General features: G+C 54.6%; 19 protein-coding genes. 11 read left to right on the top strand and 8 right to left on the bottom strand.

Annotated elements, in window-relative coordinates; all coding sequences use genetic code 11:
• Nucleotides 1–98: 98 nt before the first annotated feature.
• A complete protein-coding gene (locus KTE_RS09395; RefSeq protein WP_201380473.1) occupies nucleotides 99–1568 on the bottom strand; it encodes an MFS transporter in 1470 nt (489 codons plus the stop codon).
• 522 nt (nucleotides 1569–2090) lie between these two features.
• On the opposite strand from KTE_RS09395, the gene KTE_RS09390 reads away from it, so the two are divergent.
• The 5 genes from KTE_RS09390 (at nucleotide 2091) to KTE_RS09370 (ending at nucleotide 11171) form a co-directional block, all read left to right on the top strand.
• Nucleotides 2091–4385: a protein kinase gene (locus KTE_RS09390; RefSeq protein ID WP_201380471.1), complete on the top strand. Its 2295-nt coding sequence runs from the start codon at nucleotides 2091–2093 to the stop codon at nucleotides 4383–4385.
• Between the two features lie 96 nt (nucleotides 4386–4481).
• Nucleotides 4482–6248 (top strand): VWA domain-containing protein, encoded by a 1767-nt coding sequence (locus KTE_RS09385; RefSeq protein ID WP_201380469.1) that lies wholly within the window; start codon nucleotides 4482–4484, stop codon nucleotides 6246–6248.
• Between the two features lie 232 nt (nucleotides 6249–6480).
• Entirely contained in the window at nucleotides 6481–8697 is a 2217-nt protein-coding gene (locus KTE_RS09380) for a protein kinase (protein WP_201380467.1), read from the top strand.
• 319 nt (nucleotides 8698–9016) lie between these two features.
• Nucleotides 9017–10579 (top strand): MDR family MFS transporter, encoded by a 1563-nt coding sequence (locus KTE_RS09375; RefSeq protein ID WP_201380465.1) that lies wholly within the window; start codon nucleotides 9017–9019, stop codon nucleotides 10577–10579.
• 160 nt (nucleotides 10580–10739) lie between these two features.
• Nucleotides 10740–11171 (top strand): PPOX class F420-dependent oxidoreductase, encoded by a 432-nt coding sequence (locus KTE_RS09370; protein ID WP_201380463.1) that lies wholly within the window; start codon nucleotides 10740–10742, stop codon nucleotides 11169–11171.
• A 76-nt stretch (nucleotides 11172–11247) separates the two neighbouring features.
• On the opposite strand, the gene KTE_RS09365 is transcribed toward KTE_RS09370, so the two are convergent.
• The 6 genes from KTE_RS09365 to KTE_RS09340 form a co-directional block, all read right to left on the bottom strand.
• Nucleotides 11248–13380 carry a hypothetical protein gene (locus tag KTE_RS09365; RefSeq protein ID WP_201380460.1) on the bottom strand — a complete coding sequence of 711 codons (2133 nt, stop codon included), beginning with the start codon at nucleotides 13378–13380 and terminating at the stop codon, nucleotides 11248–11250.
• A 200-nt stretch (nucleotides 13381–13580) separates the two neighbouring features.
• The gene (locus KTE_RS09360) at nucleotides 13581–14465 is read right to left on the bottom strand and encodes a phosphatase PAP2 family protein (protein WP_201380459.1); all 885 of its coding nucleotides are present in this window, start codon (nucleotides 14463–14465) and stop codon (nucleotides 13581–13583) included.
• A 179-nt stretch (nucleotides 14466–14644) separates the two neighbouring features.
• Nucleotides 14645–15619, bottom strand: a complete 975-nt coding sequence (locus tag KTE_RS09355) for a diacylglycerol kinase family protein (RefSeq protein WP_201380457.1) — start codon at nucleotides 15617–15619, stop codon at nucleotides 14645–14647.
• A 194-nt stretch (nucleotides 15620–15813) separates the two neighbouring features.
• Nucleotides 15814–16080, bottom strand: a complete 267-nt coding sequence (locus tag KTE_RS09350) for a hypothetical protein (protein WP_201387287.1) — start codon at nucleotides 16078–16080, stop codon at nucleotides 15814–15816.
• Complete coding sequence (locus tag KTE_RS09345) at nucleotides 16005–17201, bottom strand: NAD(P)/FAD-dependent oxidoreductase (protein WP_201380456.1); 1197 nt, start codon at nucleotides 17199–17201, stop codon at nucleotides 16005–16007. The genes KTE_RS09350 and KTE_RS09345 overlap by 76 nt, the downstream gene beginning before the upstream one ends.
• A 218-nt stretch (nucleotides 17202–17419) precedes the next feature.
• Nucleotides 17420–18316 carry a hypothetical protein gene (locus KTE_RS09340; protein WP_201380455.1) on the bottom strand — a complete coding sequence of 299 codons (897 nt, stop codon included), beginning with the start codon at nucleotides 18314–18316 and terminating at the stop codon, nucleotides 17420–17422.
• 277 nt (nucleotides 18317–18593) lie between these two features.
• Here KTE_RS09340 and KTE_RS09335 point away from each other — a divergent pair, with 277 nt between their 5' ends.
• From KTE_RS09335 to KTE_RS09320, 4 genes are all read left to right on the top strand, one after another.
• Nucleotides 18594–19559: a methyltransferase domain-containing protein gene (locus tag KTE_RS09335; RefSeq protein WP_201380454.1), complete on the top strand. Its 966-nt coding sequence runs from the start codon at nucleotides 18594–18596 to the stop codon at nucleotides 19557–19559.
• Nucleotides 19560–19725: 166 nt separating this feature from the next.
• Nucleotides 19726–20670 (top strand): DUF2231 domain-containing protein, encoded by a 945-nt coding sequence (locus KTE_RS09330; protein ID WP_201380453.1) that lies wholly within the window; start codon nucleotides 19726–19728, stop codon nucleotides 20668–20670.
• A gap of 415 nt (nucleotides 20671–21085) precedes the next feature.
• A complete protein-coding gene (locus KTE_RS09325) occupies nucleotides 21086–21724 on the top strand; it encodes an RNA polymerase sigma factor (protein ID WP_201370994.1) in 639 nt (212 codons plus the stop codon).
• Between the two features lie 277 nt (nucleotides 21725–22001).
• Nucleotides 22002–22676 (top strand): HAD family hydrolase, encoded by a 675-nt coding sequence (locus KTE_RS09320; RefSeq protein ID WP_201380452.1) that lies wholly within the window; start codon nucleotides 22002–22004, stop codon nucleotides 22674–22676.
• 74 nt (nucleotides 22677–22750) lie between these two features.
• Here the strand turns inward: KTE_RS09320 and KTE_RS09315 are convergent, their stop codons facing one another.
• Nucleotides 22751–23509 carry a YtxH domain-containing protein gene (locus KTE_RS09315; protein ID WP_201380450.1) on the bottom strand — a complete coding sequence of 253 codons (759 nt, stop codon included), beginning with the start codon at nucleotides 23507–23509 and terminating at the stop codon, nucleotides 22751–22753.
• Nucleotides 23510–23852: 343 nt separating this feature from the next.
• On the opposite strand from KTE_RS09315, the gene KTE_RS09310 reads away from it, so the two are divergent.
• Complete coding sequence (locus KTE_RS09310; protein WP_201380449.1) at nucleotides 23853–23999, top strand: hypothetical protein; 147 nt, start codon at nucleotides 23853–23855, stop codon at nucleotides 23997–23999.
• A complete protein-coding gene (locus tag KTE_RS09305; RefSeq protein WP_201380447.1) occupies nucleotides 23957–25804 on the top strand; it encodes a S9 family peptidase in 1848 nt (615 codons plus the stop codon). The genes KTE_RS09310 and KTE_RS09305 overlap by 43 nt, the downstream gene beginning before the upstream one ends.
• The last annotated feature ends 60 nt before the right edge of the window (nucleotides 25805–25864 follow it).

Below are 25864 nucleotides of genomic sequence, written 5' to 3'. Positions count from 1 at the left end.
TCAAGAACAGTAGAGGGGTGGTGCAAAAATGCCGCGGCATTTTTGCACCACCCCTCTACTGTTTGTTTTTGTTCCAGTGGCTAGTCTGTGTTTGAACCTTAGGCGGGGACTTGTTCTTTCTTCATCTCTGCCAGCAGCTCGTGGTCGCCCGCGATCTCCTCCAGCGAGCGCTGATTTGGCTCGGGCAGGGTGAAGATGGTCAGGAGCAGACCCAGCAGGGAGACGACTGCCGCGACTCCCATCGCGCCTGGCAGTTTGAAACTGGTGAGCAGGTAGGGGAAGGCGAAGGCGCCGATGAAGGCTCCCAGCTTGCCCAGGGCGGCGGCCAGGCCGTGTGCCGAGCTGCGGACCATGGTTGGGAAGATCTCGGCGGGATAGACAAATGTCGTCACGTTAGGACCGAACTCTGTGAAGAAGTAGCTCAACGCGTAGAGTGAGAGGAAGGGCAGTGTGCTCTGTGTCAACCCCGGTACCAGTGCGAGCAGGCCATAGGCGAGCGTCATCATCGCGAAGCCGATGCACTGGATCTTCTTGCGCCCCAGGCGGTCGATGGTCAGGGCCGCGACGATATAACCGGGCATGGCCGCGATCACGAAGATCCCCAGGGTATAGAGCATATTAGTGACCGTATCGGCATGCGAGTTGAGCGACTTCAAGACTAAGGAGCCGGAGATGGTCGTGCCGTAGTAGGCGATATCGAGCAGGAACCATGCGCCTGCGGTACCAATGACCCATTTCAGGAAGCGTGGCGTAAAGAGCAGGTAGAACCAGGATTTCTTCGGCTGCTGTGTCTGCTGCTTCTGAACTTTGGCGCTCTTCTTCGCGGCCCCATTGCCGGTCACGTTGCTGATGGTCTGCTGCGCGGCCTCGGCGTTGCCATGCATCATCAGGGCATAGCGGGGAGTCTCCTCGATCTGGCGGCGCAAGTAGAAGGTCGCCAGGGCGGGAACCGCACCAAGCGCGAGCATGATGCGCCAGGTCAGGTCAGGATGCAGTCCAGAGACAAGTAGGATCAGTGCCACCAGGGGACCAAGAATCAGGCCCAGGCCCTGCATGGAGAAGACCATGGTGATTAGCTTGCCCCGGTCCTTGCGGTTAGAGTATTCGCTCATCAACGTGGCACTCAGCGGATAATCGCCACCGATGCCCAGGCCCATGATGAAGCGGAAGATGAGCAGAAAGTAAATGTTAGGGGAGAGTGCTGAAATGATGGCGCCCGCCGCCAGTACAATCAGGGTCAGGCCATAGATGGCGTGGCGACCAATACGATCAGCCAGAAGGCCAAAGATGTAGGAGCCTAAGGCTGCGGCGACGAGGGAGGTACTGGCGACTAGCGAGGTTTCTAGCGCATTGAGGTGCCAGAGAGGGTTCAGAATGGTCAGTGCGGCACCAATAATAAACAGATCATAGGCATCGGTAAAGAAGCCCATACCTGAAGTGATCATAGCTTTCCAGTGAAAGCGCGAGAGGCCACTATTGTCGAGTTGTGCCAGCACCTCATGTGCATGTGGCGTTATATGAGATGGTTCATTAGCCAGTGAACCAGTTTGACTATCTTTGACTAGCATATGGAACAAAACTCCTTGCTTAAGGGATAGGTTTATAAATCGGAATGTAACAATTAAAAGAATAGCGCTCAATTGTTATGGGAGTGTTAAACAGAGGTTAAATTTTGCTGAGACGTACGCAAAATCCCTGCCCACCACGTTCTATCCCCAGATTTCGGGGGAATGCAGAGGAAGAAAGTTGCTGCGTTTTCTCCCTCTCTTATAGATAGCTTCAACTAACTTTAGATATCTTTCTCTATTATTGATGAATAATCTGTTTTTGTGAAGGCCATCAGGATGAGGGAGATTACTTTTGGCTGGCATAGATGAGATTTAACAATCTATTTACAATGGGTTAATTGCGCAATAAAAAGAACGTTTTATGCTAAAAAGGAATAAATGTTTAACATGAATGAAAAGTACAAATAACGCTGTCTGTCAGCGCAGGGAGGGCGGAGGACGGCCGGGTATGAGGAGTCAGCATAGATATCCCAGGAAAAGTAAGGGATAGAAAAAGCAGCAAGCACCTCCGCAAATGAGAATATGAAACAAATTGGAGCTTCACGTATATGTCCCCATTGTGGCACGCGTAATGCCACCAGCGAACAATTTTGCGCCAACTGTGGCTTTAGCCTGGATACGACAGGGAATACGCATACCTTTGCCAGTAATGCTGGCAGTAATATCCAGAATCCCGTTTCAGCGAATGCGGGAGCGCACCGGGCTACAGGCCAGTTAGCTGTGGGTACCCCGGTGTTTCAGCGTTACCAGGTGGTACGGCAAGTAGGCCAGGGAGGCTTTGGCGCCGTCTATGAGGCGATAGACGAGCACTTTAAAAATCGTTACACTGTCGCGCTCAAAGAGATGAGTGACGCGCACCTTAGTCCTGCGGAGAAGGCCAACGCCCTCCAGGATTTTCATCATGAGGCCAATCTCCTACGCGGCCTGAGACATGCGCATCTGCCGCTGGTCACTGACATATTTGAGGAGGCGGGCAAGGCCTACCTGGTGATGGAGTTTGTGCAGGGGCAAACACTGGAGAAGTTGCAGGAGGATGCTGGTGGGGGACCATTAACTGAAGCGCGGGTGATGAACTGGGCTTTGCAGCTCTGTGACGTCTTACACTACCTGCATACGCAGCCACAGCCCGTCATTTTTCGTGATCTCAAGCCATCCAATATCATGGTGACCTCGCAAGATGAGATCAAGCTTATTGATTTTGGGATCGCGCGCGTCTTCAAATCTAGTGCGAGCAAGGATACTACCTCGCTTGGCTCCATAGGCTTTGCGCCACCTGAACAGTATGGAGGGAGCACAGATCCTCGTTCGGATCTCTATGCCCTGGGTGCTACACTGTATCAACTGCTCACAGGTGAGACGCCACCTGCCTCCATTTCCAGGCTAGTGAATCCCCAGAATTTGACTCCTCCCCGCCTCTTAAACCCGAGCCTTTCAGCCGCCAGTGAGGTAGTAGTGTTCAAGGCGATGGCGGTCAGGTCAGATGACCGTTATCAATCGGCCCGAGAGATGGCAACGGCCATCACAAATACGTTGCCCCAGGCTTTTACGGCGGGCGGGAGAGCTCCTGGCGGCAGCATACAACCAGTGTTTCCGCCTCCTGGACAACAAAAACAGCAGCAGATACCGCAGCAAGCGCCACCGCCAGCGAAGCCAACGAGGCGTGGTGTGCTGGCCCTGGGAGCGGTGGTTGGATTAGCTCTGCTGGGAGGGGCTGGCTATGTTGCTTATAGCCGAGGCATAGCGGCACCAACCCTGGAGCTGGAGGTTGTCTATAGTTCAGAGAAGGCGGCCTGGTTTGAGGCGGCGATTGAGGCCTTTCATCAGGGGAATGCGGCGCGCTATCAAGGAAAGAATATTCGCATCAAGCCCTATACCAGTGGTTCGCTCGACCTGGCTCAACGCATCGCCAGTGGTGAGCAGAAGCCCCTGGCCTGGTGCCCCGCCAGCACCCTGGAGATCAACCGGCTCAATATGCAGTGGCAGCAACAGCACCAGGGACGGGACATTGTCGTGATGAACGAGATCATGCCCCTGGTACAGAGTCCATTAGTGTTCGCCGTATGGGATGAGCGTGCTCAGGCGCTGTTGAAGCACTATCAGCGTATTGATTGGGAGACGATTGCCGATGCGCTGGGCAAACCCAATGGCTGGTCAGATATTGGTGGCCCAAGCGATTGGGGAGCCTTCAGGCTGGGGCAGACACGTCCGGACACCTCTAATAGCGGCCTGCTCACGATTACTCTGATGGCCTATGCCTACTATAAGCGTTCCGCGGGCCTCAGCGTCGTGGATATCGAAAACGCTGGCTTCCAGAACTACTTAAAGCTGTTTGAGAACAGTGTCACCGAGTATGGGCGCAGCAGTGGCACCTACCTGGAGAATGTGGTGCTGCTCAGAGGAGAGGCAAGCTTTGATCTCGTCTTTACCTATGAAAATCTCGTGCTCTGGGCACAGGCGCAGGGCAAAAAGGGTTTGCGCCCATTTTATCCCCAGCTCAACATCGTGAGTGATCACCCCTTTGCCCTGATGCAGGGGAGTTGGAGCAGCGACGAATTGTTAGGCGCGGCGCGGGCCTTCCGCCAGTTTTTGCTTAGCGAGCAGGCACAACGCCTGGCCCTGCACTATGGCCTACGCCCGGTCGCGCAGAATCTTTCAATAACAACCAATGAGCCAGGAAGCCTCTTTCAGTCTTCAATCCTGAAGAACGATATCCATAACGACTTCCGCTCGGTCCAACTCCCAGGCGCGCCCATCGTGGAAGAACTGATCACCACCTGGAAGCAGAGCTTTGACGGCGCGGCAACCTCAAATGGATGAGATAAATGTTTTTGGTAGGTGGTGTGGAGCGTGCAGGCAGCCTCCAGCTGCCTGCACGCTCCACACCACCTACCAAAATTTAGGAGCAATATAGATATGTTTCGTGATAGGAAACAAACACTGTGTATATCCTCTCTTTTGTGGTATCTGCTGGCTATTCTTCTTCTCTCTACTGCCTGTGGTTTACCCTGGGAGAGCGCTCAGCCAGCAACTACCCCGTCAACCGCCTTGAGCTGTGCGCAGCGAAGCTCTACGCCCGTCACCCTCTCGATGTACTATGGCAGCGAGAAGGAGAACTGGATGCGTGATGTCATCGCCGACTTTAATCAGCGTGGTCTGAAAGCCTGCGATGGTTCCATTAGCGTTCAGGCGGTCCCTATTGGTTCTGGAGCCTCGATGCAACAAATTCTCGCTGGCGGCATTAAACCCGATGTCTGGAGTCCAGCAGGCTCAATCTGGTTGAATCTACTCAATGATCAGTGGCGTAAGCAGCACAGTAGCGATATCATTGATGAGGGCGCTAATGCGACACCACCTTTAGTGAATAGCCCCGTCGTGATAGCGATGTGGAAGCCGCAGGCTGAGGCTCTGGGTTGGCCTCAGCGGTCTATTGGTTGGAGCGATATCGCTAAGCTCAGCACCGATTCTCGTGGCTGGGCCAGCTATGGACACCCTGAATGGGGCGACTTCAAGTTTGGCCATACCCATCCCGATTACTCCAACTCTGGCCTGGATGCCGTGATCGCTGAGAATTATGCCGCGCTCAATAAGCGTGGTGCGTTGAGCGAGGTCGATATTGAGCAGGCGCGGACCAAAGACTTTGTCGCCAATGTCGAGAGTTCTGTAATTCACTATGGCGACAGTACGGGCTTCTTCGCGAATAAGATGTTCAAGGGAGGCCCGAACTACCTGAGCGCAGCCGTCATGTATGAGAGCTTGGTAGTGGAGGCCAACCAGGAGCAGACCTATGGTCACCTGCCCTACCCGGTCGTTGCCATCTATCCCAAAGAGGGAACCTTTTATAGCGACCATCCCTTCGCCGTCTTACAGGCGGATTGGATGACCTCGGCCAAAAAGGCGGCCGCCCAGGTATTGCGCGATTTCTTGCTTGACAAGGTGCAGCAGCAAAAGGCCCTGAACTATGGTTTTCGTCCTGCCAAACTCGATGTCCCGGTCGCCGCTCCCCTGGATAGCCAGCATGGCGTCGATCCCAAGCAGCCACAGAGCGTATTACAGATCCCCTCGGTCTCGACCGTGAACGCCATCAAATCCTCCTGGAATCAGCAGAAACGCAAGGTAGATGTGATGCTAATCCTGGATCGCTCGGGCAGTATGAACGATTCCATTGGTGGGAGCAGCAAGATCGAGGCCGCGAAACAGGGACTCAGCGACTTTGTGAACCTGCTGGGTGATAGTGATGGCCTGGGCGTAACATCCTTTAGCGATGAGGCGCAGACGCTTACACCCGTGAATGCCCTTGGTCCCAAGCGCCAGAACGTGCTGGAGCAAATCAAGGGCATTCAAGCCGGTGGCAGCACACGGCTCTACAATACCATTGATGAGCAGGTCGAGGCGCTGCAAAATCAAGCATCCAGGCATATCAAGGCCGTCATTGTCCTCACTGATGGCCAGGACACCGTGCAGCAGATGAACTTGCAAGAACTACTGAGTAAAATCAAGCCTACAAGTGATGATCGCAACGCAGGGAATCGCGTCAAGGTGTTTACCATCGCTTATGGCAACCCGCAGGATATCGACGAGAACGCCTTGAAGCAGATCGCCGAGGCCGGTGGCGGGCAGGAGTATGCGGGTACACCCCAGAATATTCGCGAGATATATAACCAGATCAGCGAATTCTTCTAAGAGTAATATGTCAAGGGTAGAGAGGTTTTCAAAAGGCTGGTTGGTGCCGCACGGCACCAACCAGCCTTTTGAAAACCTCTCTACCCAAAATTTCCCCTGTTTTGTGAACTGCTTCACAGTTCTTGCGTATCAGTAGTAAATATACTACAGTGGTAGTAAACTGCATTGTTAGAGATATATTTGCCTTTCATGTTTTTTAAAATGCTTAAAATGCCTATATAAGGAGCTTGTCATGGCTTCCGATGCACATGAATTTTGCCAGCATTGTGGCGCGGCCTATCCGTCACATGCGCGCTTCTGCCCTCACTGTGGTCAGGGAACAAAGGAGCAGAGCCAATCGTCTCTGCCTGTGGTCCAGCACGCGATGGTGCTTCCCGCTCCCAATGTGCAACGGGTGCTGAAGGGGCGCTATCGAGTTCTCAAGCATATCGGTAGCGGTGGCTATGGCAAGGTTTATAAAGCAGAGGATAGCGAATTTGGCGATCGGCTCGTGGCCATTAAAGAGATGGAGACGAGTGGTAGCCCGGAGGAGATCAGGGAGGCGGAGGAGGCCTTTAAGCACGAGGCCCTCCTGCTGGCCCGGCTCACCCATCCCGGTCTCCCCAGTATTTTTGATTATTTTAGCGAGGGCGGACGCTGGTACCTGGTCATGAGCTTTGTCGAGGGAGTAGCGTTGGAGGAGTACCAGGAGCGGAGTCCGCGTAAGCAGGTCAGCGTGTCAGAGGCGCTCCAGATTGGCATTCAGCTTAGTTCTGTGCTGGGCTACCTACATTCGCGCCAGCCGCCAATTATCTTCCGCGATCTCAAGCCCGCTAATGTGATGCGCACCCCCGAAGGGCAGATCTACCTAATCGATTTTGGTATCGCGCGCCTCTTCAAGCAGGGGCAGACGAAGGATACCATTGCCCTGGGATCTCCCGGCTATGCAGCCCCCGAGCAGTATGGCAAGAAGCAGTCTACCCCGCAGACCGATGTCTATAGCCTGGGGGCTACCTTGCATCACCTCATCAGCGGTACAGACCCCTCGCTGACCCCCTTTATCTTCGCGCGCCTGGATGTGCCTGAACACCTGGGGCTAAACGAACTCCTCCTGGCGATGGTGGATACGGATATTCGCAAGCGTCCCGCCAACATGACAGCGGTAAAGCAGGGCTTGCAGCGTATCGCGCGTGAATGTCCTCCTGGTATTTATGCCAGAGTTGGCGTTCCCCACCAGGCCTTCCCTGTACGGCCAGGCCTGGCGCCTCAACCAGCCCCCGTGCCAGCGCGTTCGCGTGGTCCCGTCTCGGTCGAGGCTGTGATGCAGCGCAGGCAGGTGTTGCGCCCCTCGGCATATCGCCCGCGCCAGGAGCAGCTTCAGGTGCTCTCCCCTGTTCAGTCACAGCCCCAGGGGACAAAGATTGAGACCTATTTCTCTCTTCCCAAAAGTAATCCGTTCTCGCGCCGCGCGCTCTTGATTGGTGGGAGCATGTTCGCCGTCGGCGCCGTGGGTTTCTGTGGTCTCTCCTCGTTCCTGTTGCAAGTACGAGCCGCTCTGCCTGCCTCCAAACCCGGAGTACCTGTATCAGATAAGCCTGCCGGCGAGGGGGTATTGCAGAATGGCGCTCTTGCCGCAAGCTGGGCGCCTGATGGGCAACGTTTCGCTATGGCTGAAGCGTCGTCGGAGGGTCTGATCACAATAGGCGACGCCAGTGGCAATCCACTGTACCAGCTAAGCGGGCATACTGGCAAAGTTTCGTCTTTAGCCTGGTCGCCAGATGGAAAATACCTGGCCTCGGGCAGCTACGATACAACCGTGCGTATCTGGGATGTGGGGCAGCAGAATGCAATATATCAGTATTCTCAGCATGATAGCCGGGTGATCGCCCTGGCCTGGTCGCACGATGGAATGTGGATCGCCTCATCTGATGAACATAGTCCCGTCCAGGTCTGGCAGGCTCAGCCTGGTTCGTATGGTGACGGTATGTGGACTATTGATCAGTATGGACCGGCGCAGACACTCGCCTTCTCTCCTGATAGCAGATACCTGGCATCAGGTCACGCTGCGAAGCATGGAATGGGCCTGACCGAGGTTTTGAGCAAGCAGCCATTGTCATTTAGTGGTGGAAGCGCTCAAGCTTTGGCATGGTCGTTTGATGGGCAATATCTCGCTTATGCTGACGAAGATACAATCTGTATAGTGCAGTCTAAGCAGGGGAAGCTTTCTACGCCGATATGTGTGTTTCATAATGAGCATAAATGGGTATTGGCGCTAGCTTGGTCGCCGTATGGAAACTTTATCGCTTCGGCACACCTGGATAGCGCGGTACAGATCTGGAGCATGTCAGACATCTCTACTCCGAGGCTAGTTTCTGCCGGGGGTAGTATCATGCTCTCGCTCTCCTGGTCGAAGAGACATCAACTGCTTGCCTCTGATGATGTTGGAGGCAAGCATATCTGGTCAGTTTAAGGTGGGGTGCACGACGCTGCTAAACGCACGTGTCTACATATAAAGATACGGGCGATCTCATACCTTCATATATAGATGCGTGCGTTTAGCAACGTTATTAAGGGCTTCGCAAGCTCTCCTCCTGGTAAGGTGTGTATGGTGGCGAGCGGGCGGCGCTCGCTCGCCACCATACACACCTTACCCCTGAGCGCCGCAGGCGCGAAGGCCATACTTATGAAGGGGAATATATCAACCCCGGTAGGGTGTTGTGAAGAACGAAGAGTTCTTTACAACATCTTTTTTGTGTTTCTGTTGCTTGATGGAGAGGGATCTGGATTCTATGACAAAGCAAGCAAAAATTATAGTCACAATTGGGTTGATGTTGGGGATGGCGCTGACGGCATTGGATACGACGATTGTAGGAACGGCCATGCCGAGCATTGTGGGAAAGCTCGGGGGCGTCACATTATATGCCTGGGTCATTTCTATCTATTTACTTACATCTACTGTTACGGTACCTATCTATGGGAAGCTCGCGGATCTGTATGGACGCAAATTGCTGCTTCTGGGTGGCACGGCCATTTTCCTGGCTGGCTCAATCGCCTGTGGCCTCTCCCAGAACATGGTGGAGTTGATTATCTTTCGCGCCATTCAAGGTCTGGGGGCGGGCGCGGTGCAGCCGCTGGTCTTGACGATTATCGGAGATATCTTTGCCCTGGAGGAGCGGGCGCGAGTGCAGGGCCTCTTCAGTGGGGTCTGGGGTCTCTCCAGCATCGTTGGCCCCGCCATTGGTGGCGTGATTGTGGATCGCCTCTCCTGGAGTTGGGTCTTCTATATTAATATTCCCTTTGGTCTCCTCTCAGCACTTTTGCTGATTATTGCTCTCAAAGAGAATGTTACGCGCTCGAAGCACCAGCTAGACTATCTGGGGGCGGCGACCCTTACTGGTTCGGTGGTGGCGCTCCTCTTTGCTATTCAAGAGGGCGGCAGTACCTGGGCCTGGGGCTCGCCACAGAGTATAGGACTCTTCGCCGTGGCAGTGCTACTGCTGGCGCTCTTCCTCCGGGTGGAGGCGCGGGCGAACGAACCTGTACTGCCACTCGCGCTCTTCAAGAATCGCTTTGTCACGCTGGCGAGCATCGGCGGCGTGATTTTGGGAACGGTCATGTTTGGCGTCAGCTCATACCTGCCGCTTTATGTGCAGGGCGTGCGGGGTGGCTCAGCGACCGAGGCGGGCCTGATCTTGATGCCGCTGCTCGTCTCCTGGCCTATTGCCGCTGTCTTGAGTGGACGCCTCGTTATGCGCATGGGCTATCGCTTTCCTGCGATCCTGGGCTCTCTGCTGTCAATGGTGGGCGCGCTCTGTGTCGCTCTCTTTAACATGCAGACCTCATATATCCTGGCGATCTTTCCTATTATTGCCATTGGCGCAGGCCTGGGCCTGATCAGCAATGTCTATATTCTCTCGGTGCAGAACTCGGTGCCCTGGAATGTGCGCGGTGTAGCAACCGCGGCCACTCAGTTCTTCCGTACCATGGGTGGCACAATCGCGATTGCGGTCATGGGAACTGTGCTTAATGCGCAAATGGGAGCGCGCTTCGCGGCGATCCTGGCTCGCTTCCCTGGAGGAATTAGTCATGCGGCAGCCCAGGACTCTCCAGCCAATCTGCTGGTGCGTCCCGAGACGCGGAGTCTCTTCTCTCCCTCGTTGTTGGTCCAGTTGCAAGATGCCTTGATGCAGAGCCTCTTCTGGGTCTATCTCTTGACCGCGATTGTGGCGGCGGGGGCCGTTGTCGTGGCCCTGTATGTGCCGCGCGGTCGTGCTGAAGAACACGCCTATCGTGAGGCAAGCGTAGACGAGGCACCTGTTTCTGCTCCAGTGGTACATGTAGATATGGGCTAAGGTGTGAGAGGTATAGTGAAGAGGGGCTGATCAGAACTGAACGACATGCCCCATACCATTATATGTAGACGCGTGCGCTTGCCCCCGAATGGGGGTTAGCAGCGTCGGCCAACACGGCTCAATACTACCATACATTACATTGAGAAGAGGTGACCCGTTGATGAAGACACAGATCCTTGATGCCAACGTGCGCTCGTTTCTGCTGCATGAAACGCGCACGGGCAAACTGGCGACAGTATGTGCTGATGGACGGCCCCATGTCGTTCCTGTCTGGTATCACGTGGACGGCGGCGACATTATTTTTATGACGGGCGATAAAACCGTTAAAGCAAAGAATATGCGGCGCGATGGGCGCGTAAGCATGTGCGTAGATGACGAAAATGCGCCCTACGCCTACGCCCAGGTCGAGGGAACGGTCAGCTTTAGCGAGGACCCGCAGGAGCTATTACACTGGGCAACCGTTATTGGTGGTCGCTATATGGGTCAGGATCGTGCCGAGGAATACGGTAAGCGCAACGGCGTGCCGGGGGAGCTGGTGGTGCGTTTGCATCCAACCCAGATTCTGTTCGAAGAGAACATTGCCGGGTACTAATCCATAGAAAAAAGTGAAAAGAGGGGCCGACGCGTGCGTTTAGCAGCGTCGGCCCCTCTTTTCACTCTATTATAGGTTAGTGTGTTGAATGCGTCTTACGCAGGAGTGCGTCTCCCTGATTGAAGAGATTTCCTTGCTGGATATTGGCCTCGTTGTGGTGGCTATTGCCGCCAAACTCGGCGTTTTCAAGCAGGGTAATCATCTGCAAGGCGAGGGCGTCGCGTTGCGTGGTCAGGCTGGTAATGGCCTGCTCCAGATTCTGGTAGGTCTCGTCATTCGTTGAGGAACTGGCGAGAGCCTGCGTGGAGATCTCAAGCGTTGTCAGGCCGAAGTCACCCACTGGCGCGTTGATCTGCTTGTAATACTGGGCCAGCCGAGTGTAGAAGGAGCGGTTATGCTGAATGACAGCTGGGAGCGCCTTATCGTTCAAGGCTTCGAAGAGTACACGCCCATCATGGCGATAGTCATCTTTGAGGCCCAGTAGGAGCATCATCGTGGGGCGCACATCGGTGTGGTCGGCCCAGATGCTATCGTTGATGCCCAGGTGCGCGACGCCGGGGCCCACCAGTCCCAGCCAGGTGCGGTTGATATCTGGCGAGACATCACCATGATTCCAGGCAAAAGCTGGACTCTCATAGACGCAGGCTTTGGTGCAATTGGGCGCGCCCGTTGACCCATAGTAATCGGGCTTGGCGAAGAGCGTGAAGTTTGGTGTGCGCGCCGGGTCCGAGGTGATCATATGCAGGGTATTCATCTCGACCGGGTCGGCCAGGTAGTTAGTGAGCTTCTCATCCTGATTGGTAAGCGGATTAGTCACCTGGAGGCTAGCCGTATCCTGCTCCAACTTACGCGTCACCTGGTCGCCAGGCTTGGGATTGCCGGTGATATAGAAGTTGGGGGCGGAATCCGCGTGTACCAAGAAGGGCGTCGTGTTCTGCTTCTGCGTTGCCAGCAGGCCCGTCAGGTTTACATTGACCTCGCCAATCTGGCTGTAAGAGCAGGGGACAGTGACGCCATCGCAGTTGGCGGGCGTTGGCGCGCCACCCACGAAGTGGTCGCCCTCGTCGGCAGTGAAGACGAAGAGGGTATTGCTGGCGTTGATGCCATCGGCGTTGAGGCGCTGGAAGAATTTGCCAAAGGCCTCATCATACGACTTCAGCGCGTTGACATAGCCCGCCGAGCCTGGGCCATAGGCACCTGCGCCTTCGTGGTTGTCGTGCGCATCTGAGATATAGGCATAGGTGACGGGAATGTTATGCTCCTGCATCGCGGCCACATAGGCCAGCGACGTGGAAGCGCTCATGCCATCAAAGCCTGGAAAACCAACGTTTCCCTTCGCGCTTTGAATCACATTGCCATCCAGGTCGGTGAGAGGCTGGTCGGGGCTGATCTGAGGAGCGACATACTTATGGCCAAAAAGCCCCTGATAGTTGGTATAGCCACCTGGCTCGTTAGGAAGTACATCTGTCTGACCTTTCGCGCAGACAGAAGAGCCTTGCGCGCAGTGGACAGCGATACCAACGTAGTCAGCGGTGGCCTGGTCGGGATTGGCCTTCACCTCAGTCGCTTCAGGCGAGTTCGCGCCAAAGACGGTAGGAATATCGACGCCAATATTCTCCAGTACCGTATTGGCAGTTGCGACGGCGCCAAAGTTACATCCGGCCCGCGTGTATGATACCCAGGGGGCTGGTGTATTATTCCCCTTCTCATCCAGCATAGTGTATTTGGTATCGCTGGGAGTTGAGGTGCTGTAATCGTAGAGGGGCGAGGTCCAGTAGGCAAAGGAGACGGCGGGATTGCTTGTGCCATCAGGATTAAAGTAGCGATAGCTATTGCTGACAGGCACGCCGTTCCGGCTTGGATAGACGCCGGTCAATGTAGTGAGAATATCGGTTGCCGTATGCGCGATGAGAGGTGTATGTTGATTTGAGAGCATCGTGCCATGGCTGGTAATGAAGTTGAGGAGATTCGGCATCTGCTCCAGGTCTGAAGGGACATTCTGGTTATCGCGCGAGAGGTGGACATTATCGAATTGCAGATAGATAACGTGTTTGACATTGCCTTGGGGAGAATTAATCTGGCAGGTATTCTCTTTGGTTTTTGCAATCGCCGAAGTGGGCGATGCAAATCCGGCTGCCAGTGATAAGAGACACAGTCCTACGAGTGTGACAAGGTGGGGTAGATGGGCGCGCCAGCTAGATGTGCGCATCGTTCCTCCTCTGTTTTCTCTGCTGTTACTGTGGGTTCTGTCATACAAATGTTAATAAATGGTTAAGTCGTTTTAAAGAGTATTTTACATTATGAATACTCTTTTACCACAGAAGAGTATAGCATATAAGGGAGAGAAATAGTAGTGTAAAAAGAGAGGGGCATCTACCTACCCTCTTTTTACACTACTATTTCTCTCCCTTATTTTTCATCATCATCATCGTCGCCATCGGCATGTCCGGGCTGGCGAAGTGGTTTGGCTGCTTCAGGCGAGGTGCCAACGGGTGGATGGATCCAGGCCTTGGCGCGCAGGTAGAGGGCCATCAGGCCGGTAAACCAGAGGCCTCCGTACATATAGCCAGCCATCACATCGCTGGGCCAGTGCGCGCCCAGGTAGACGCGTGAGGGGCCAATACAGGCGATGAGCAGCAGGCAGGCCGTAATAAGCGTATTGCGTAGTTTGCCGTTGCGCCAGTTGGAGGCTAGCAGGTAGGTCAGCAGGCCATAGAAGTTGGTATAGTGCATGACGTGGCCGCTGGGAAAGCTGGGTTCGTTAATGACGCGCACCACCGTCACAAGCTCATTCGTGGGTCGTGGACGCTTGATCACGCGCTTGACGATCGCGTTGAGCAGCGTCGAGGAACTGGTAAGCAGGATAAAGAGAGCTTCCAGGCGGAAGCGCAAGGCCCAGAAGATACCCGCTGCCGCCACAGTCTGAGGCACGGCCCACTTGGGAAAGCCAATCTCTGAGACGCCATAGAAGAAGCGGCGGAGCCAGGGTTGACGCCGTTTCTGTAGTTGCGCCGTGATGGTCATATCGCCCGGAAAGAATTGTGTGCGTTGGGCGATAAATGAGAGAATGATAACGCCAGAGAGCAACCAAAGATAGAAGGCCATATACATGGTGCCACGTGAGACCGCTTTCCGGCCTGAATACGATGTCTCCGCCGCTTTGCGCTGGGCCTCATTGACCACGGGCGCCAGGTCCGGCAGTGGCGACGGTGGTGGAGCGGCTGCCTCCTTGGGTGGGGTAATATTGGGTATGATCTTATTAGTTTTATCAAAAAGCCTGAACTTGTTGGGCATACAGTATACTCCCCTCTAATAGCCTATGTGTAGGGTCCATGCTGGCATGGACTCCGAGCGACGCGACTTTCCCACGTCAGAGGATGTCTGTCTGTGGGCAACAAGAGTCCATGCCAGCATGGACCCTACAAGCTCTTGCGTAAACATTACCATCTAGATAAGAGCGAAGTGTGTGCATCTTACGTATAGGCACGTCGAGCAGGCGTCAAAGGTTGATGTTGTGAGATATTTGCGCTATCGATCACTCGCTGTGGTATGCGCACACGTAGCGCCGCCGGGATAATCTCAATTTTGGCTGGCGTCGTGCCAATCTGTTCGCCATCTGCGTGCAGCGACAAGGGTGTCCTGGCTGTAATATACAGCTTTTTGATGCGTCGGCGTTTCACTTTTGGCTCAAATACGCGCCGTCCCTGGCTGATAGCAATGGCGTGTAGTATGTATTCCAGTTTATTAAAGTTCTGGTAAATAAGAATGTCGAGATAGCCATCATCCATAACCGCCTGGGGCGCGAATTGGAGATGTGCTCCGTAGAAGGGCGAGTTACAGACGCTGACCTGGAGTGCGCGGTAGCTACGCGTATGCCCATCATCAAAGGTGATTTTCACGCGTTCCGGGTGGAAAGAGAAGAGTATGTGTATTCCATTGATCATGCCCCGTATCGTCTCGCGAAAGCCTGAGCTTTTGATGTCTTCAGCCGCGGGGAAGAGGGCAGCCTCCAGGCCGATACCAGATACCTCCAGGAAGATCTGGCCATTGATGGAGCCCACATCAATACAGCCGGTTTTCCCTTCGGCAATGACCTGGCAGGCCTCGTCAATATCTTCACTGATGTGCAGGCTATGCGCGATATTATTCATAGTTCCGCATGGAAGAATACCGAGAATGCTTTTACTGCCTATCAGGCCGCTGGCGACCGAGTGGAGTGTGCCGTCGCCGCCAGCGGCAATGATGAGCTCAATACCTGCCTGTGCGGCCTCGCGCGCGAGACCTGCGCCAGGATCATCCGCTGTGGTATAGCGTACCTCTGCCTCAATGTGATAGTGACGCAGATTGTTCAGGATGCGATCCTCGATCTCATTCTGTCCTGCCGGGGCCGCCTGGCTCGCCATAGGCGAGGAACCGGAGGTCGGGTTGCGTATGATGATAGCGCGCATAATCTTCCCTCTGCCATACGTGTTCTCTTGCTCTCTTTATGCTCTTATGCGGAAACCAACGTCACTTTCGTGACTAGCGCTTCCCCCATTCGGGGACAGGCGCGCTCAGGTTTCCGAATAAGCAGTATCTAGAAGCTCGCTTAACTCTGCTTATAACACGGATGTGCAGCCGGGTTGGCCTCAGAAAGGCCGGTTTAGCCTTTGCCAGGGGTGGTACGCACGCTGGCCCAGCGAACGCTCTCGCTGAGCGTTGGATACTGGATGGTGGTTGAGGCCAGCTGTTCGACACCCAGGTTATTGCGCATAGCCAGGACAATAGGTGTGATCAGATCGTCGGCACGGTCACCCAGGATATGAGCGCCGAGCACCTGGTTCTGCTCGTCGATCAGGAGCTTGATGAGTCCTGTGGTACGTCCATTGACGATGGCGCGTGCGTTCTCCTTAAATGGGGTACGCCCCACGCGATAGGGGATGCCACTGGCGCGTAGCTGCTCCTCTGTGCTTCCCACATGTGCCAGGGGGGATCGGTAAAGATGACCCAGGGCACCACCTGGAGATTAAAGTTCTGTGGACGATGTGAGAGAGCATTGCGGGCTGCGGCCTTACCTTGCGCGCTGGCGACATGCGTGAGGCGCATCCCTCCGATAACATCGCCTGCCGCCCAGATATGCGGAACGCTGGTGCGCAGGGTCGCATCTACGAAAATGCGATTGTTGTCTGAACGGACATCCGCTGCCTCCAGGTGGAGTGGGGCCAGGTTGGGTTCGCGTCCCGTTGCCAGCAGTATGTCCGTGACATCTAGCTCGCGCTGGCGCCTGGACGTGTCTTGAAAGCGCAGGCGTTTCCCTTGAGGGGTAAGCTCGGCCTGCTGTAGTGTAACGCCCGTCTCGATTTGAATGCCCTCCTGGCGCAACACCTGTTCGAGGAGCTTGACCAGTTCGCTATCCTCGTGTTCTAGGAGGGTTGGCTTGCTCTCCAGCAGCGTTACCTCGACGTCGAAGCGGCGGAACATCTGCGCGAACTCAACCCCTAAGGGACCACCACCAATGATAGCCAGGCTGTGTGGTAGTTGTGGGAGCTTCATGACATCAACATTGGTCAGGAAACTCGTGTGATCCAGTCCCCGAATGGGTGGGGTAATGGTATGACTGCCGGCGGTGATAATGATGCGCGCGGCTTCATAGAGGTGACCGCCTATGCCCATCTCATGTTCTGAGATAAACTCGGCCTCGCCCTCGATAACTTCAATGCCACGCTGGCGCAGCTTTTCGCGTGCCTGGATGGGCGTACCACCACGGACCTGCTCTATCACGCCCTGGACGTAGCGCTGGATGCCGGGCCAATCTACATCGGCGCTGGGTATTCGTATCCCATACATAGCGGTCTGCTGAGCCTGGTGACGGATGCTGGCGATATGCAGGAGGGCCTTGGTTGGATCACAGCCATAATTGAGATAGGTTCCTCCCAATTTGTCACGTTCAATTAATCCAACACGCATGCCGTGAGCCGCCCCCTCGTTCGCCGCGCTGCTGCCAGCCGCTCCGGCCCCGATAACCATGAGATCATAGCGCGTAAGGGTCATTGCTGCATCTGCCTTTCTTAGATCTTATGCCGAAACCCAACGTCACTCGCGTGCCTAGCGCTTTCCCATTCGGGGACAGGCGCGCTCAGGGTTTCGGAGAAGAAGTAGATGTCGTAGAGACAGAAACGCTTGCTGGCATGCCTCTCGCGTTTCTCAGCAGATGCCAGCAAGCGTTATGTACGGTAGGGTCCTATATCACGACGATACAATCGTTTCACCTAGCGTGGTGGTTGATCACGATAGGGTTGCTGTGAGAATGATCTCCGCTGAAGCTGTTCATCGGCCTGTTTCGCGGCTGCTGCCTGAGCGGGACTCATGCCACCAGGGGCCATGCCACTCGTTCCGCCTGTCATGCCACCAGGGGCCATGCCGGTGCGCCCTTCAGGACCATAGGCGCCGGTTGGAGGTTGCATCGGCTCCTGTGCTGTAGTGGGACGACCAAACCGGCCCTCTGTGCGCTGTAGCAGCTGTTGCGCAGATTCACGCCCACCCAGGCCAAAGGCCAGACCAAAGGCTAGAGCCAGCGCGCCCACGATGGCGGCAAACAGGGTTTGCAGAATGGCTGGCGCGATCTGAAGCTGGTAGAGCGCAAGCAAGGCTGCAAGCGCGATAATAGCTACGCGTGTGATGGTCGAGAAGACGCGCGGATTACCAACACCACTCGATGCTGTCGCTCCTAAAACGAGGTCTCCCACAAAGGTCGCGAGGAGCGTGCCCAGGAAGAGCGCGAGAATGGCTACAAAGACGTTTGGAATGTAGGCAACAATCGTACTGAGTAGATTGCTGATTGTAGGCAGTCCGAGGCTGTCGGATGCGGGCACAAGGAAGATCAAAAAGACGAACCAGAAGGCAACTCTACCTAGAAGCCTGGCTACATTTATGTCTGTATTCAGGCGTCGCTCCAGGTTCACAAGACCAGCACGTTCGGATGCCGCGTCGACGTTTGCGCGGTGGCAAACCCAGACCACAGCCTTCTCCACCAATTTGGCTATGATAAAGCCAATTAAGAGAATTACCAGGAAACCAACGAGTTTGGGGATAAAGGCAAAGACAGCTGCTAAGACTCCCACCAGGGAGTTCCATACTGCCGCGCCCCAATTGCCAATCGTGTTCACTGCAAACTCCTTTCTCTCTCTCTCATGCGAGGATCAGAAAGATGTTGTATACCTATCGATAGCATATTTAGTATAGCCATTCTCTTATAGTCGTGTTTATGTTGTATTACCTCTGGTATGAAGAAACTTTTCCATAAAGCTGTTCGTGATGTACATGATAAAGGAATTGCTACGCGTCTCCTCTGCCTTGTGATGTGCTTTAGCAATTGCGTGTACCAGATTGTTGTGCGCGCAAAAAAACAGGCGTTCCCGCCTGGAAACGGGGGAAGGATGTTGTATGTCGCTTGAGGATAAGGCCCTGGTTCACACAAGCACGCTCTTCGCCAATCCCTTTGACCTTGCGGACCTGGAAGTATTTGATGATGCCACGCTGCAAAGGGTATGTGTGGGTGAGCATGCGAGCGTGCCTTTTGAGATCCTGGCCTTGAGCTTGCGTGGTGCTCCTGAGAGCTTGTTGCGGCGCATTGCGCATTGTTTTTCACCTGCTCAATGGGCACAACTTCAGCATGTGCAGCGCCGCTCTTGCCCCTCACAAGAGGATGTCGAGCACGCGCGACGCCTGCTGCTAGATCGCCTCTTCTGGGAGTTGACGTACTGGAAGACGCCCGAACTGTACGAGGAACTGACGGAGGGTGAGCACCTGCACCCAGAGATCTTTCCGCGTCTCGCGCCAGACATTCACGCGAAAGAGGTGCTGGATGTTGGAGCTGGGAGCGGGCGGGCGACTATTGAGTGCCTGCGTTATGGCGCGGCGCATGTCTATGCAGTCGAGCCTTCTCCGGGTCTACGTTGCATTCTAGAGCAGAAGTTGCGGTATATGCCTCAGCCCTCGCGCTTTGTCTCGTGTAGTGGCAGCTTTGAGGATCTCCCGCTAGAGGATCAGAGTGTGGACCTTGCGCTTTCCTGTTCCGCCTTTACGGCGTTGCCGGGACAGGGAGGTGAGCCAGGACTGAGCGAATTGAAGCGTGTAACCCGTTTTGGTGGCAAGATCGTGCTCATCTGGCCTCGGTATGAGGACCGCGCCTGGCTGGAGGAGCATGGCTTTACGTACGTTACCTTACCTATGGATCAGGAAATGCGTGTTTGCTTTCGTTCGCAAAAAGCTGCCCTGGAGTGTGCGAGGCGTTTTTATACATACAATCACGAGGTTGCGCGCTATGTCCTGATGCATCAGAGCGCGGACATTCCTTTCTCGGTTATTGGTCTCAATCCCCCGTGCGAGTACTGCTGGCTTCAGGTGTAGTGCCAGCTGCGCAAAGATCTTATTCCGAAACCCAACGCCACTGGCGTGCCTAGCGCTTCCCCCATTTGGGGACCACCTAACCCCCATTTGGGGGCAAGCGGTGGCATGGCAAGCGCGCTCAGGGTTTTCGAAATAAGAAGTGTATGTTCGAAAGGATGAGAGATACATGGTTGCAGAAACACAGTCCCCAACAACGACAAGCTGGATTGATACGCCACCCCGTAGTCCAGCTCTGCGTAAGTACAATGCCGAGCTTATCGAGCGTATGCCCTGGTTGGAGAAGGTGGCCAACCCGGTCCAGGGCTGGCTCCATAAGCTCTTTGGCCAGCCAGGTGAGCAGCCCTACAAAGTGAAGGACCTGCTTAACGGTGTCTGGCTTGGTCACCCGGTGCATCCAGCTATTGTCATGATTCCGCTGGGAGCCTGGACTGCCACGCAGGTACTGGACCTTGCCTGGCTGCTGAATGAAGATGATGGCATCGCTCGTAGCGCGGATATCACGCTCTGGCTTGGCCTGGCAGGCGCGACTGGTGCAGCCCTGACGGGGGCATCGAACTGGGTAGATACCGATGGCCCGGAGCGCCGTACCGGTATCTGGCACGCCCTGCTCAACAGCGGAGTCACAGTACTCAACATTGGCTCGGCGATTATGCGTGTGACGGGACAACGCAAAACGGCAATTACGCTCTCGTCCCTGGGGTTGACGATCTCGCTCTACTCGGCCTACCTGGGCGGCGAGCTCGCTTATTCCAGCGCGATTGGTGTCAATCGCGTGGCCCCTGAAGGCGGCTCAGATGATTTTGTGCCTGTGCTGGACGCAGAGAAGCTGGAAGAGAATAAGCTGACGCGTGTGGATGCAGCCGGAATTCCCGCCGTTCTCTACAAGAGTAATGGAAAAACTTATGCTATTGCCGCCACCTGCTCGCACCTGGGTGGGCCGCTGGACGAGGGACGCTGTGAGGCTGGCGTTGTCTACTGTCCCTGGCATAATTCGGGTTTTCGCATGAGGGATGGAAGCGTTGTAAATAGTCCCGCGGTCTACGCACAGCCTACCTTTGATGTTCGTGTGCGCGAAGGAAAAATTGAGTTACGTCGTCGCGAGCACGCCTAATCTGCCTTTTCTTCTCAGCACCTGTGGTACATCGCATAGAGTCAATTGTGGTGACTGGCTGGCTCTGCCAGCCAGTCACCACAATTGACTCTATGTCTTCTTATCTACTCTTATATAACCTCTCTCTATCTGGATTCTCCGGCTTCTCCGGCTGTTTTATATACTATAAATTTTTCTGTTTAAGGTTTAATGTAGAGTTTATATGCAATGAATTCTAAGAAATGTCTTAGATTCAATTTATCTAGTTTAGGATCTGATTATAACTACGTACAGTAGGGATTATCAGGGGTAATTTCTATTGTATTTCTTGTAAGGAGAGTATACCCTAATTACAGAGAAAGAAAGAAATGGCCATAAATGGTATGTACATAGATGCTTGCACTGTGGCTGACTAGAGAGAAAGAGGAGGATAAGCGTGCAATATAACCAGAGCTCTGCCAGTAATAAACCTTCACTTGAGATGACAGATGCTATTCTTGCAGATATGATCCTTGCTGGCGATAGTCAAGCTTTTGAAATAATAGTGCAGCGCTATCATACATCGCTGTTCAACTTTATTTATCACTTCCTGGGCGACTATGACCAGGCATGTGATACGTTGCAGCAAGTATTTGTGCGTTTCTACACGTCTTTGCCTCGTCTGGGGACGAGTGAACCCTTCAAACCCTGGCTCTTCCAGGTTGCACGTAACTGCTGCATTGATGAACTCAGGCGCCGGCGCCGCTATGCCATTCAGTTTTCCCAGCTTGAGTCCTCGGGCGAGAATGGCGAGAGCGAGACCTCGCTGTTGAGCGAGATTCCCGATACCAATCCTCTGCCCGAAGAGGAGATTGAGCGCCTGGACATGCAGGATATGCTGCAAAGCGCCATTCAGTCTCTGCCTCCCAAGTTTCGTTCCGTCGTGCTGCTACGCTACATCTCGCAGCTCAGCTTCTCAGAGATTGGCCAGGCCTTAAGTATGCCAGAGGCGACCGCCAAGACCTACTTCCATCGCGCTAAGAATCTTTTGCGCAAGACCCTGGCGCCCCAATTTCAAGCCACTTACGCCAGTTGAGTAACGTCATATATGCATCCGCTTGACCACTCGCGCTTGCAGCGCTCGCGCAGGTAGCAAATGCGAGACACTCTGGCGGGCCAGCGGCCCGCCAGAGTGTCTCGCATTTGCTATCAGGGTGTAGGCTCGCCAGAGTGTCTCGCATTTGCTATCAGGGTGTAGGCTCGTCAGAGAGTCTCACGTTTTCTCCTAAGAATCAAAAAAACAATGTGCACATGGGGTTTTGTGTGCGAAAAAAGATAATGGCATGAATAATAAGTATGAAGGGGAAGATTGCATGCAGATCCAGTCCGCGATTTTTGATATTGATGGCACACTGGTGGATACCAATGATGCTCACGCACACGCCTGGGTGCGCGCCCTGGCCGCCTATGGCTATAAAGTTCCGTTTGAGAAGGTGCGCCCATTGATTGGTATGGGGGGTGACAAAGTCTTGCCGGAGGTGGCTGGCATCTCCAAGGAGAGTGAGGAGGGGCAGAAGATCAGCGCGCGACGCAAGCAGATCTTTCTCCAGGAGTATATCCCACATGCGCATGCCTTTCCAGGTGTGGTGGAACTGCTGACGCGCTTGCGCAAGCAGGGACTGCGCCTGGCTGTGGCGACCTCAGCTGAGCAAGACGAACTGCAAAAGCTGCTCGCTGTCATCGATCCTCATGCCGGAGATTTCTTTGAGCAGATCTCTTCCTCCAAAGAGGTGCAGCAGTCCAAGCCTGATCCCGATGTAATTCAAGCTACCTTGCAGCGCACTGGTTTTGGCCCGGCTCGGACGATCATGTTTGGCGATACCGCCTATGATATTGAGGCGGCGGGGAAAGCTGGTGTGAAGACCATTGCGTTTCGCTGTGGTGGTTGGAGCGACAAAGATTTGCGCGGGGCGCTCGCCATATATGATGATCCGGCTGACCTCTTGCAGCACTACGAGGAGTCTCCCCTGGTAAGGGGTATAGAATAGTGTGATGCGCCCGGGCAGCCTACGACTGCCCGGGCGCATCACACTATTCAACTCATATTATTTCTTATGGAGGCTTAGAATCCGAGGTAGGAGCGGTATTTATTCCACTGGGCTACGAGGCGGTTGCGCATCTCTGAGCCGGGATAAGGGGCGTAGAATAGCGCGACGACGATACCCGCGACGAGTCCAAAGCGGAATAGTGCGCGTGCACGTGCGCGCTTGTGCTGGTAGTGTTTATACTGATCCTGCACAGAGTCTTTGAAGCCTGCCGCGTTGCTGGCTGCGTGGCTCCAGGTATCTCCAGCCTGCTTCGACCCTTTATTAATCAGGTCAACGGTTTTGGAGATCTTAGGGGCGGCTACGCTCTTGTACGATTTGTTAAGGTTCTTCTGGGCTTTCTTCAGATTCTTCTGCGCCAGCTTGGTGTTGTGCGCGAAGACATCCTGAGCATTCTCAAGACCGCTGCTCAGAGCGCCCTGGGCGGTTTCGATGCTCGATGTAAGCACATCCTGTGCCTTCTCCCAGCGGGGCTTAACTTCATGTTTCATGGTCTTCTTGGCATTTTTGCGTGCCTTCTTCAGGTTCTTCTGTGCCTGCTGCTGGTTGAGTTTCATCAACCCTTGCGCCAGGCCGATGCCCGCGATGAGCGCAGTCTGGGTTTTGTTCAGGCCAAAGCTTACCCGGTCCTGTACATCAGCATACCTGGACTGAGCGACATCTTTTGCCGTCCCATACTGGTTCTGGGCTGAATCCTTCAGATTACTCACAACACCCTTGGCTTTGTTTCCAAGCACCTTCGTCTTATCCTGACTTTTGTTTAAGCCTGTTGCCATCTCTGCTCCCTCCTTTGCTTGTATATCTTTCCGAAGCCTGCTACGTGACTATGCCAGGTACAGCAATGGTGGCCTTAATGCAATGCATACATGCTGCGCCTGTTACGTAAAGGCTTATCCTTTCTCGTTTGAGGCTGGATAGTTAGATTAACGTACCTCAATTGCTTCTTTACAAAGCTGAGGCGTGTAACCCTTGATCTATTGTTATATAGAGCACGCATGAGATAAGCTACTAGTTTCACCATGCACGGGTAAGAAGAAGTTTCTTTTGTTGGTAGGGTAGGCGAAGCTTTTTTTGCTATACTCTTTTAGAAGGTCTATCGATAATTTAAAGGAGTGATATATGGCAATGCAAGATTCTTCTGCCATGATCGCAGGGATGCGCACTGATGCGGTGGTCCCTGGGACACGCATCCCTATTGGGCCGGGGCGCTCTCCCATTTACGGATGCCCAGCGACGTACACATTAACCCCGATGGGACACGTGTAGCCTTTGTTATTTCTGAATTTGTAGGTGAGGAGGAGCAGCGGCGCAGCCAGATCTGGATGCTGGCGCTCAATGATGCCCAGGCCCGCCCCGTCCCCTTACTACGTGACATAAAGCAGGCGAACAATCCACGCTGGTCCCCTGATGGCAGGTGGCTGGCCTTCGCCGGGGTTGCCGAGGGCGAGCGAGAGAAGTCGCAGCTCTACCTGGTAGATGCGCAGGGTGGGACGCCTCGCCGTGTGTGTACGATGCCGAATGGTATTCTTGATCTGGAGTGGTCCCCTGATGGGAGCTGCCTTGCCTTTACCTCCTTCGAGGGCGAGGAGCAGAAACATGATCCGCTCGTATTGAATCTGGGGCGCCATCGTCGCCTCTGGATTATTTATCCGCAGATTTCTATCCCTCAGCCTATTACTTCGCCAGAGCTGAGTGTGTGGGAGTTTTCCTGGTCCCCTGATAGCAGTCAGCTTGCCCTGTATTACTCCACATTGCCAGATGAGAATGGATGGTATGGTGGCCAGGTTGGTGTCGTGACGGCCAATGGTGGCGCGGTACGCCAGTTAACGCTGCTGGATCGACAGGCAAGCAACCTGGTGTGGCATCCTGATGGCAAGCGCCTGGCTTATGTCTCGGGTGACTGGAGTGATCGCTGTCATGGCGCAGGCGACCTGTTCCTGCTGTCCATGGATGGGATCAGCGAGGTTCGTAATCTGACGCCGGGCGCGGAATATAGTGTGCACTGGTGCCAGTGGTTGGCAGGGGGAGAAGAGCTGTTCTTCCTTGCCGTTAAGGACCTGACCTATATCCAGGGTATTCACGCTGTGCAGAGTGGGCAGGTGACTATCCTTGAGGAAGACTTTCCTGTGCAGGGTGGGCGCCTCTCGCTCTCTTCTGATGGCGCTACCTGCATCGCTATTCACTCATCGCAGCAAGCGACCCCTGATGTCTGGGCTGGCAAGGTGCGACGTGAGGAACAGCCTCATATCGCCTGGCGGCGCCTGACCCAGGTAAATGCGGTCTTCGAGGCGACCTATGCCCTGGCTAAGAGTGAACGCCTTAGCTATAGCAGCGTCGATGGCTGGCGTATAGACGCGCTCTTTACCCATCCCCTGGTGCGGAAATTTGAGGGAGACCCGCCCTTGATGGTGCTGGTGCATGGCGGCCCCTCGGGCATGTGGTTCGACGACGCCTCGCTCTTCTGGACACAGCTCTTCGCCTCCGCGGGCTATGCCGTGTTTCGTCCCAATGTGCGCGGTAGCTGGGGCCGGGGCGTGAACTTTGCTGATGCTGTCGTAGGCGACATGGGCGGCAAAGATTTTCAGGATATCATGTATGGTGTTGAGTACCTGATTACCGAGGGCATGATTGATCCGAGCCGTATTGGTGTTGCCGGGTGGAGTTATGGTGGCTTTATGACGGCCTGGGCCGTAACACAGACCAACCGCTTCCGTGTGGCGATTATGGGTGCCGGTATTACCGATTGGCATAGCTTCCATGCTGAGTCGAAGCTCTCTGACTGGGATCGCCACTTCCTGGGAGCCGATATGCTTGATCAGCCGGAGGTCTACCGTGAGCGCTCCCCGCTGACCTACGCGGGAAAGATTACGACCCCAACGCTGATCTTACATGGCGAAAAAGACACGGTCTGTCCAGTGAGCCAGGCCCACGCCTTCTATCGCGCGTTGATGGATGGTGGCGTGCCTGTCGAGGCCGCGATCTATCCGGGCGAGGGGCATGGTGTACGCGGTCGCTCCCACACACGCGATATCGAGGAACGGATTGTGCGCTGGCTAGAGACCTACCTCTAGCAAAGGAACGCTCTCCGAGCGAGCGTGAGCCAAAATAATGTACACTTAAATGGTACGGTA

The organism is Ktedonobacter sp. SOSP1-85 (genome assembly GCF_016587415.1).
Taxonomy (GTDB): Bacteria; Chloroflexota; Ktedonobacteria; order Ktedonobacterales; family Ktedonobacteraceae; genus Ktedonobacter.
The sequence above is the reverse complement of the archived record's forward strand: the minus strand, read 5'-3'. Positions and strand labels throughout refer to the sequence as shown.

What these genes read in the sequence shown, in the direction of transcription:
- KTE_RS09395 (WP_201380473.1), bottom strand. Translation starts at nt 1,568, where the DNA reads ATGCTAGTCAAAGATAGTCAAACTGGTTCACTGGCTAATGAACCATCT.
- KTE_RS09390 (WP_201380471.1), top strand. Translation starts at nt 2,091, where the DNA reads ATGAAACAAATTGGAGCTTCACGTATATGTCCCCATTGTGGCACGCGT.
- KTE_RS09385 (WP_201380469.1), top strand. Translation starts at nt 4,482, where the DNA reads ATGTTTCGTGATAGGAAACAAACACTGTGTATATCCTCTCTTTTGTGG.
- KTE_RS09380 (WP_201380467.1), top strand. Translation starts at nt 6,481, where the DNA reads ATGGCTTCCGATGCACATGAATTTTGCCAGCATTGTGGCGCGGCCTAT.
- KTE_RS09375 (WP_201380465.1), top strand. Translation starts at nt 9,017, where the DNA reads ATGACAAAGCAAGCAAAAATTATAGTCACAATTGGGTTGATGTTGGGG.
- KTE_RS09370 (WP_201380463.1), top strand. Translation starts at nt 10,740, where the DNA reads ATGAAGACACAGATCCTTGATGCCAACGTGCGCTCGTTTCTGCTGCAT.
- KTE_RS09365 (WP_201380460.1), bottom strand. Translation starts at nt 13,380, where the DNA reads ATGCGCACATCTAGCTGGCGCGCCCATCTACCCCACCTTGTCACACTC.
- KTE_RS09360 (WP_201380459.1), bottom strand. Translation starts at nt 14,465, where the DNA reads ATGCCCAACAAGTTCAGGCTTTTTGATAAAACTAATAAGATCATACCC.
- KTE_RS09355 (WP_201380457.1), bottom strand. Translation starts at nt 15,619, where the DNA reads ATGCGCGCTATCATCATACGCAACCCGACCTCCGGTTCCTCGCCTATG.
- KTE_RS09345 (WP_201380456.1), bottom strand. Translation starts at nt 17,201, where the DNA reads ATGACCCTTACGCGCTATGATCTCATGGTTATCGGGGCCGGAGCGGCT.
- KTE_RS09335 (WP_201380454.1), top strand. Translation starts at nt 18,594, where the DNA reads ATGTCGCTTGAGGATAAGGCCCTGGTTCACACAAGCACGCTCTTCGCC.
- KTE_RS09330 (WP_201380453.1), top strand. Translation starts at nt 19,726, where the DNA reads ATGGTTGCAGAAACACAGTCCCCAACAACGACAAGCTGGATTGATACG.
- KTE_RS09320 (WP_201380452.1), top strand. Translation starts at nt 22,002, where the DNA reads ATGCAGATCCAGTCCGCGATTTTTGATATTGATGGCACACTGGTGGAT.
- KTE_RS09315 (WP_201380450.1), bottom strand. Translation starts at nt 23,509, where the DNA reads ATGGCAACAGGCTTAAACAAAAGTCAGGATAAGACGAAGGTGCTTGGA.
- KTE_RS09310 (WP_201380449.1), top strand. Translation starts at nt 23,853, where the DNA reads ATGGCAATGCAAGATTCTTCTGCCATGATCGCAGGGATGCGCACTGAT.
- KTE_RS09305 (WP_201380447.1), top strand. Translation starts at nt 23,957, where the DNA reads ATGCCCAGCGACGTACACATTAACCCCGATGGGACACGTGTAGCCTTT.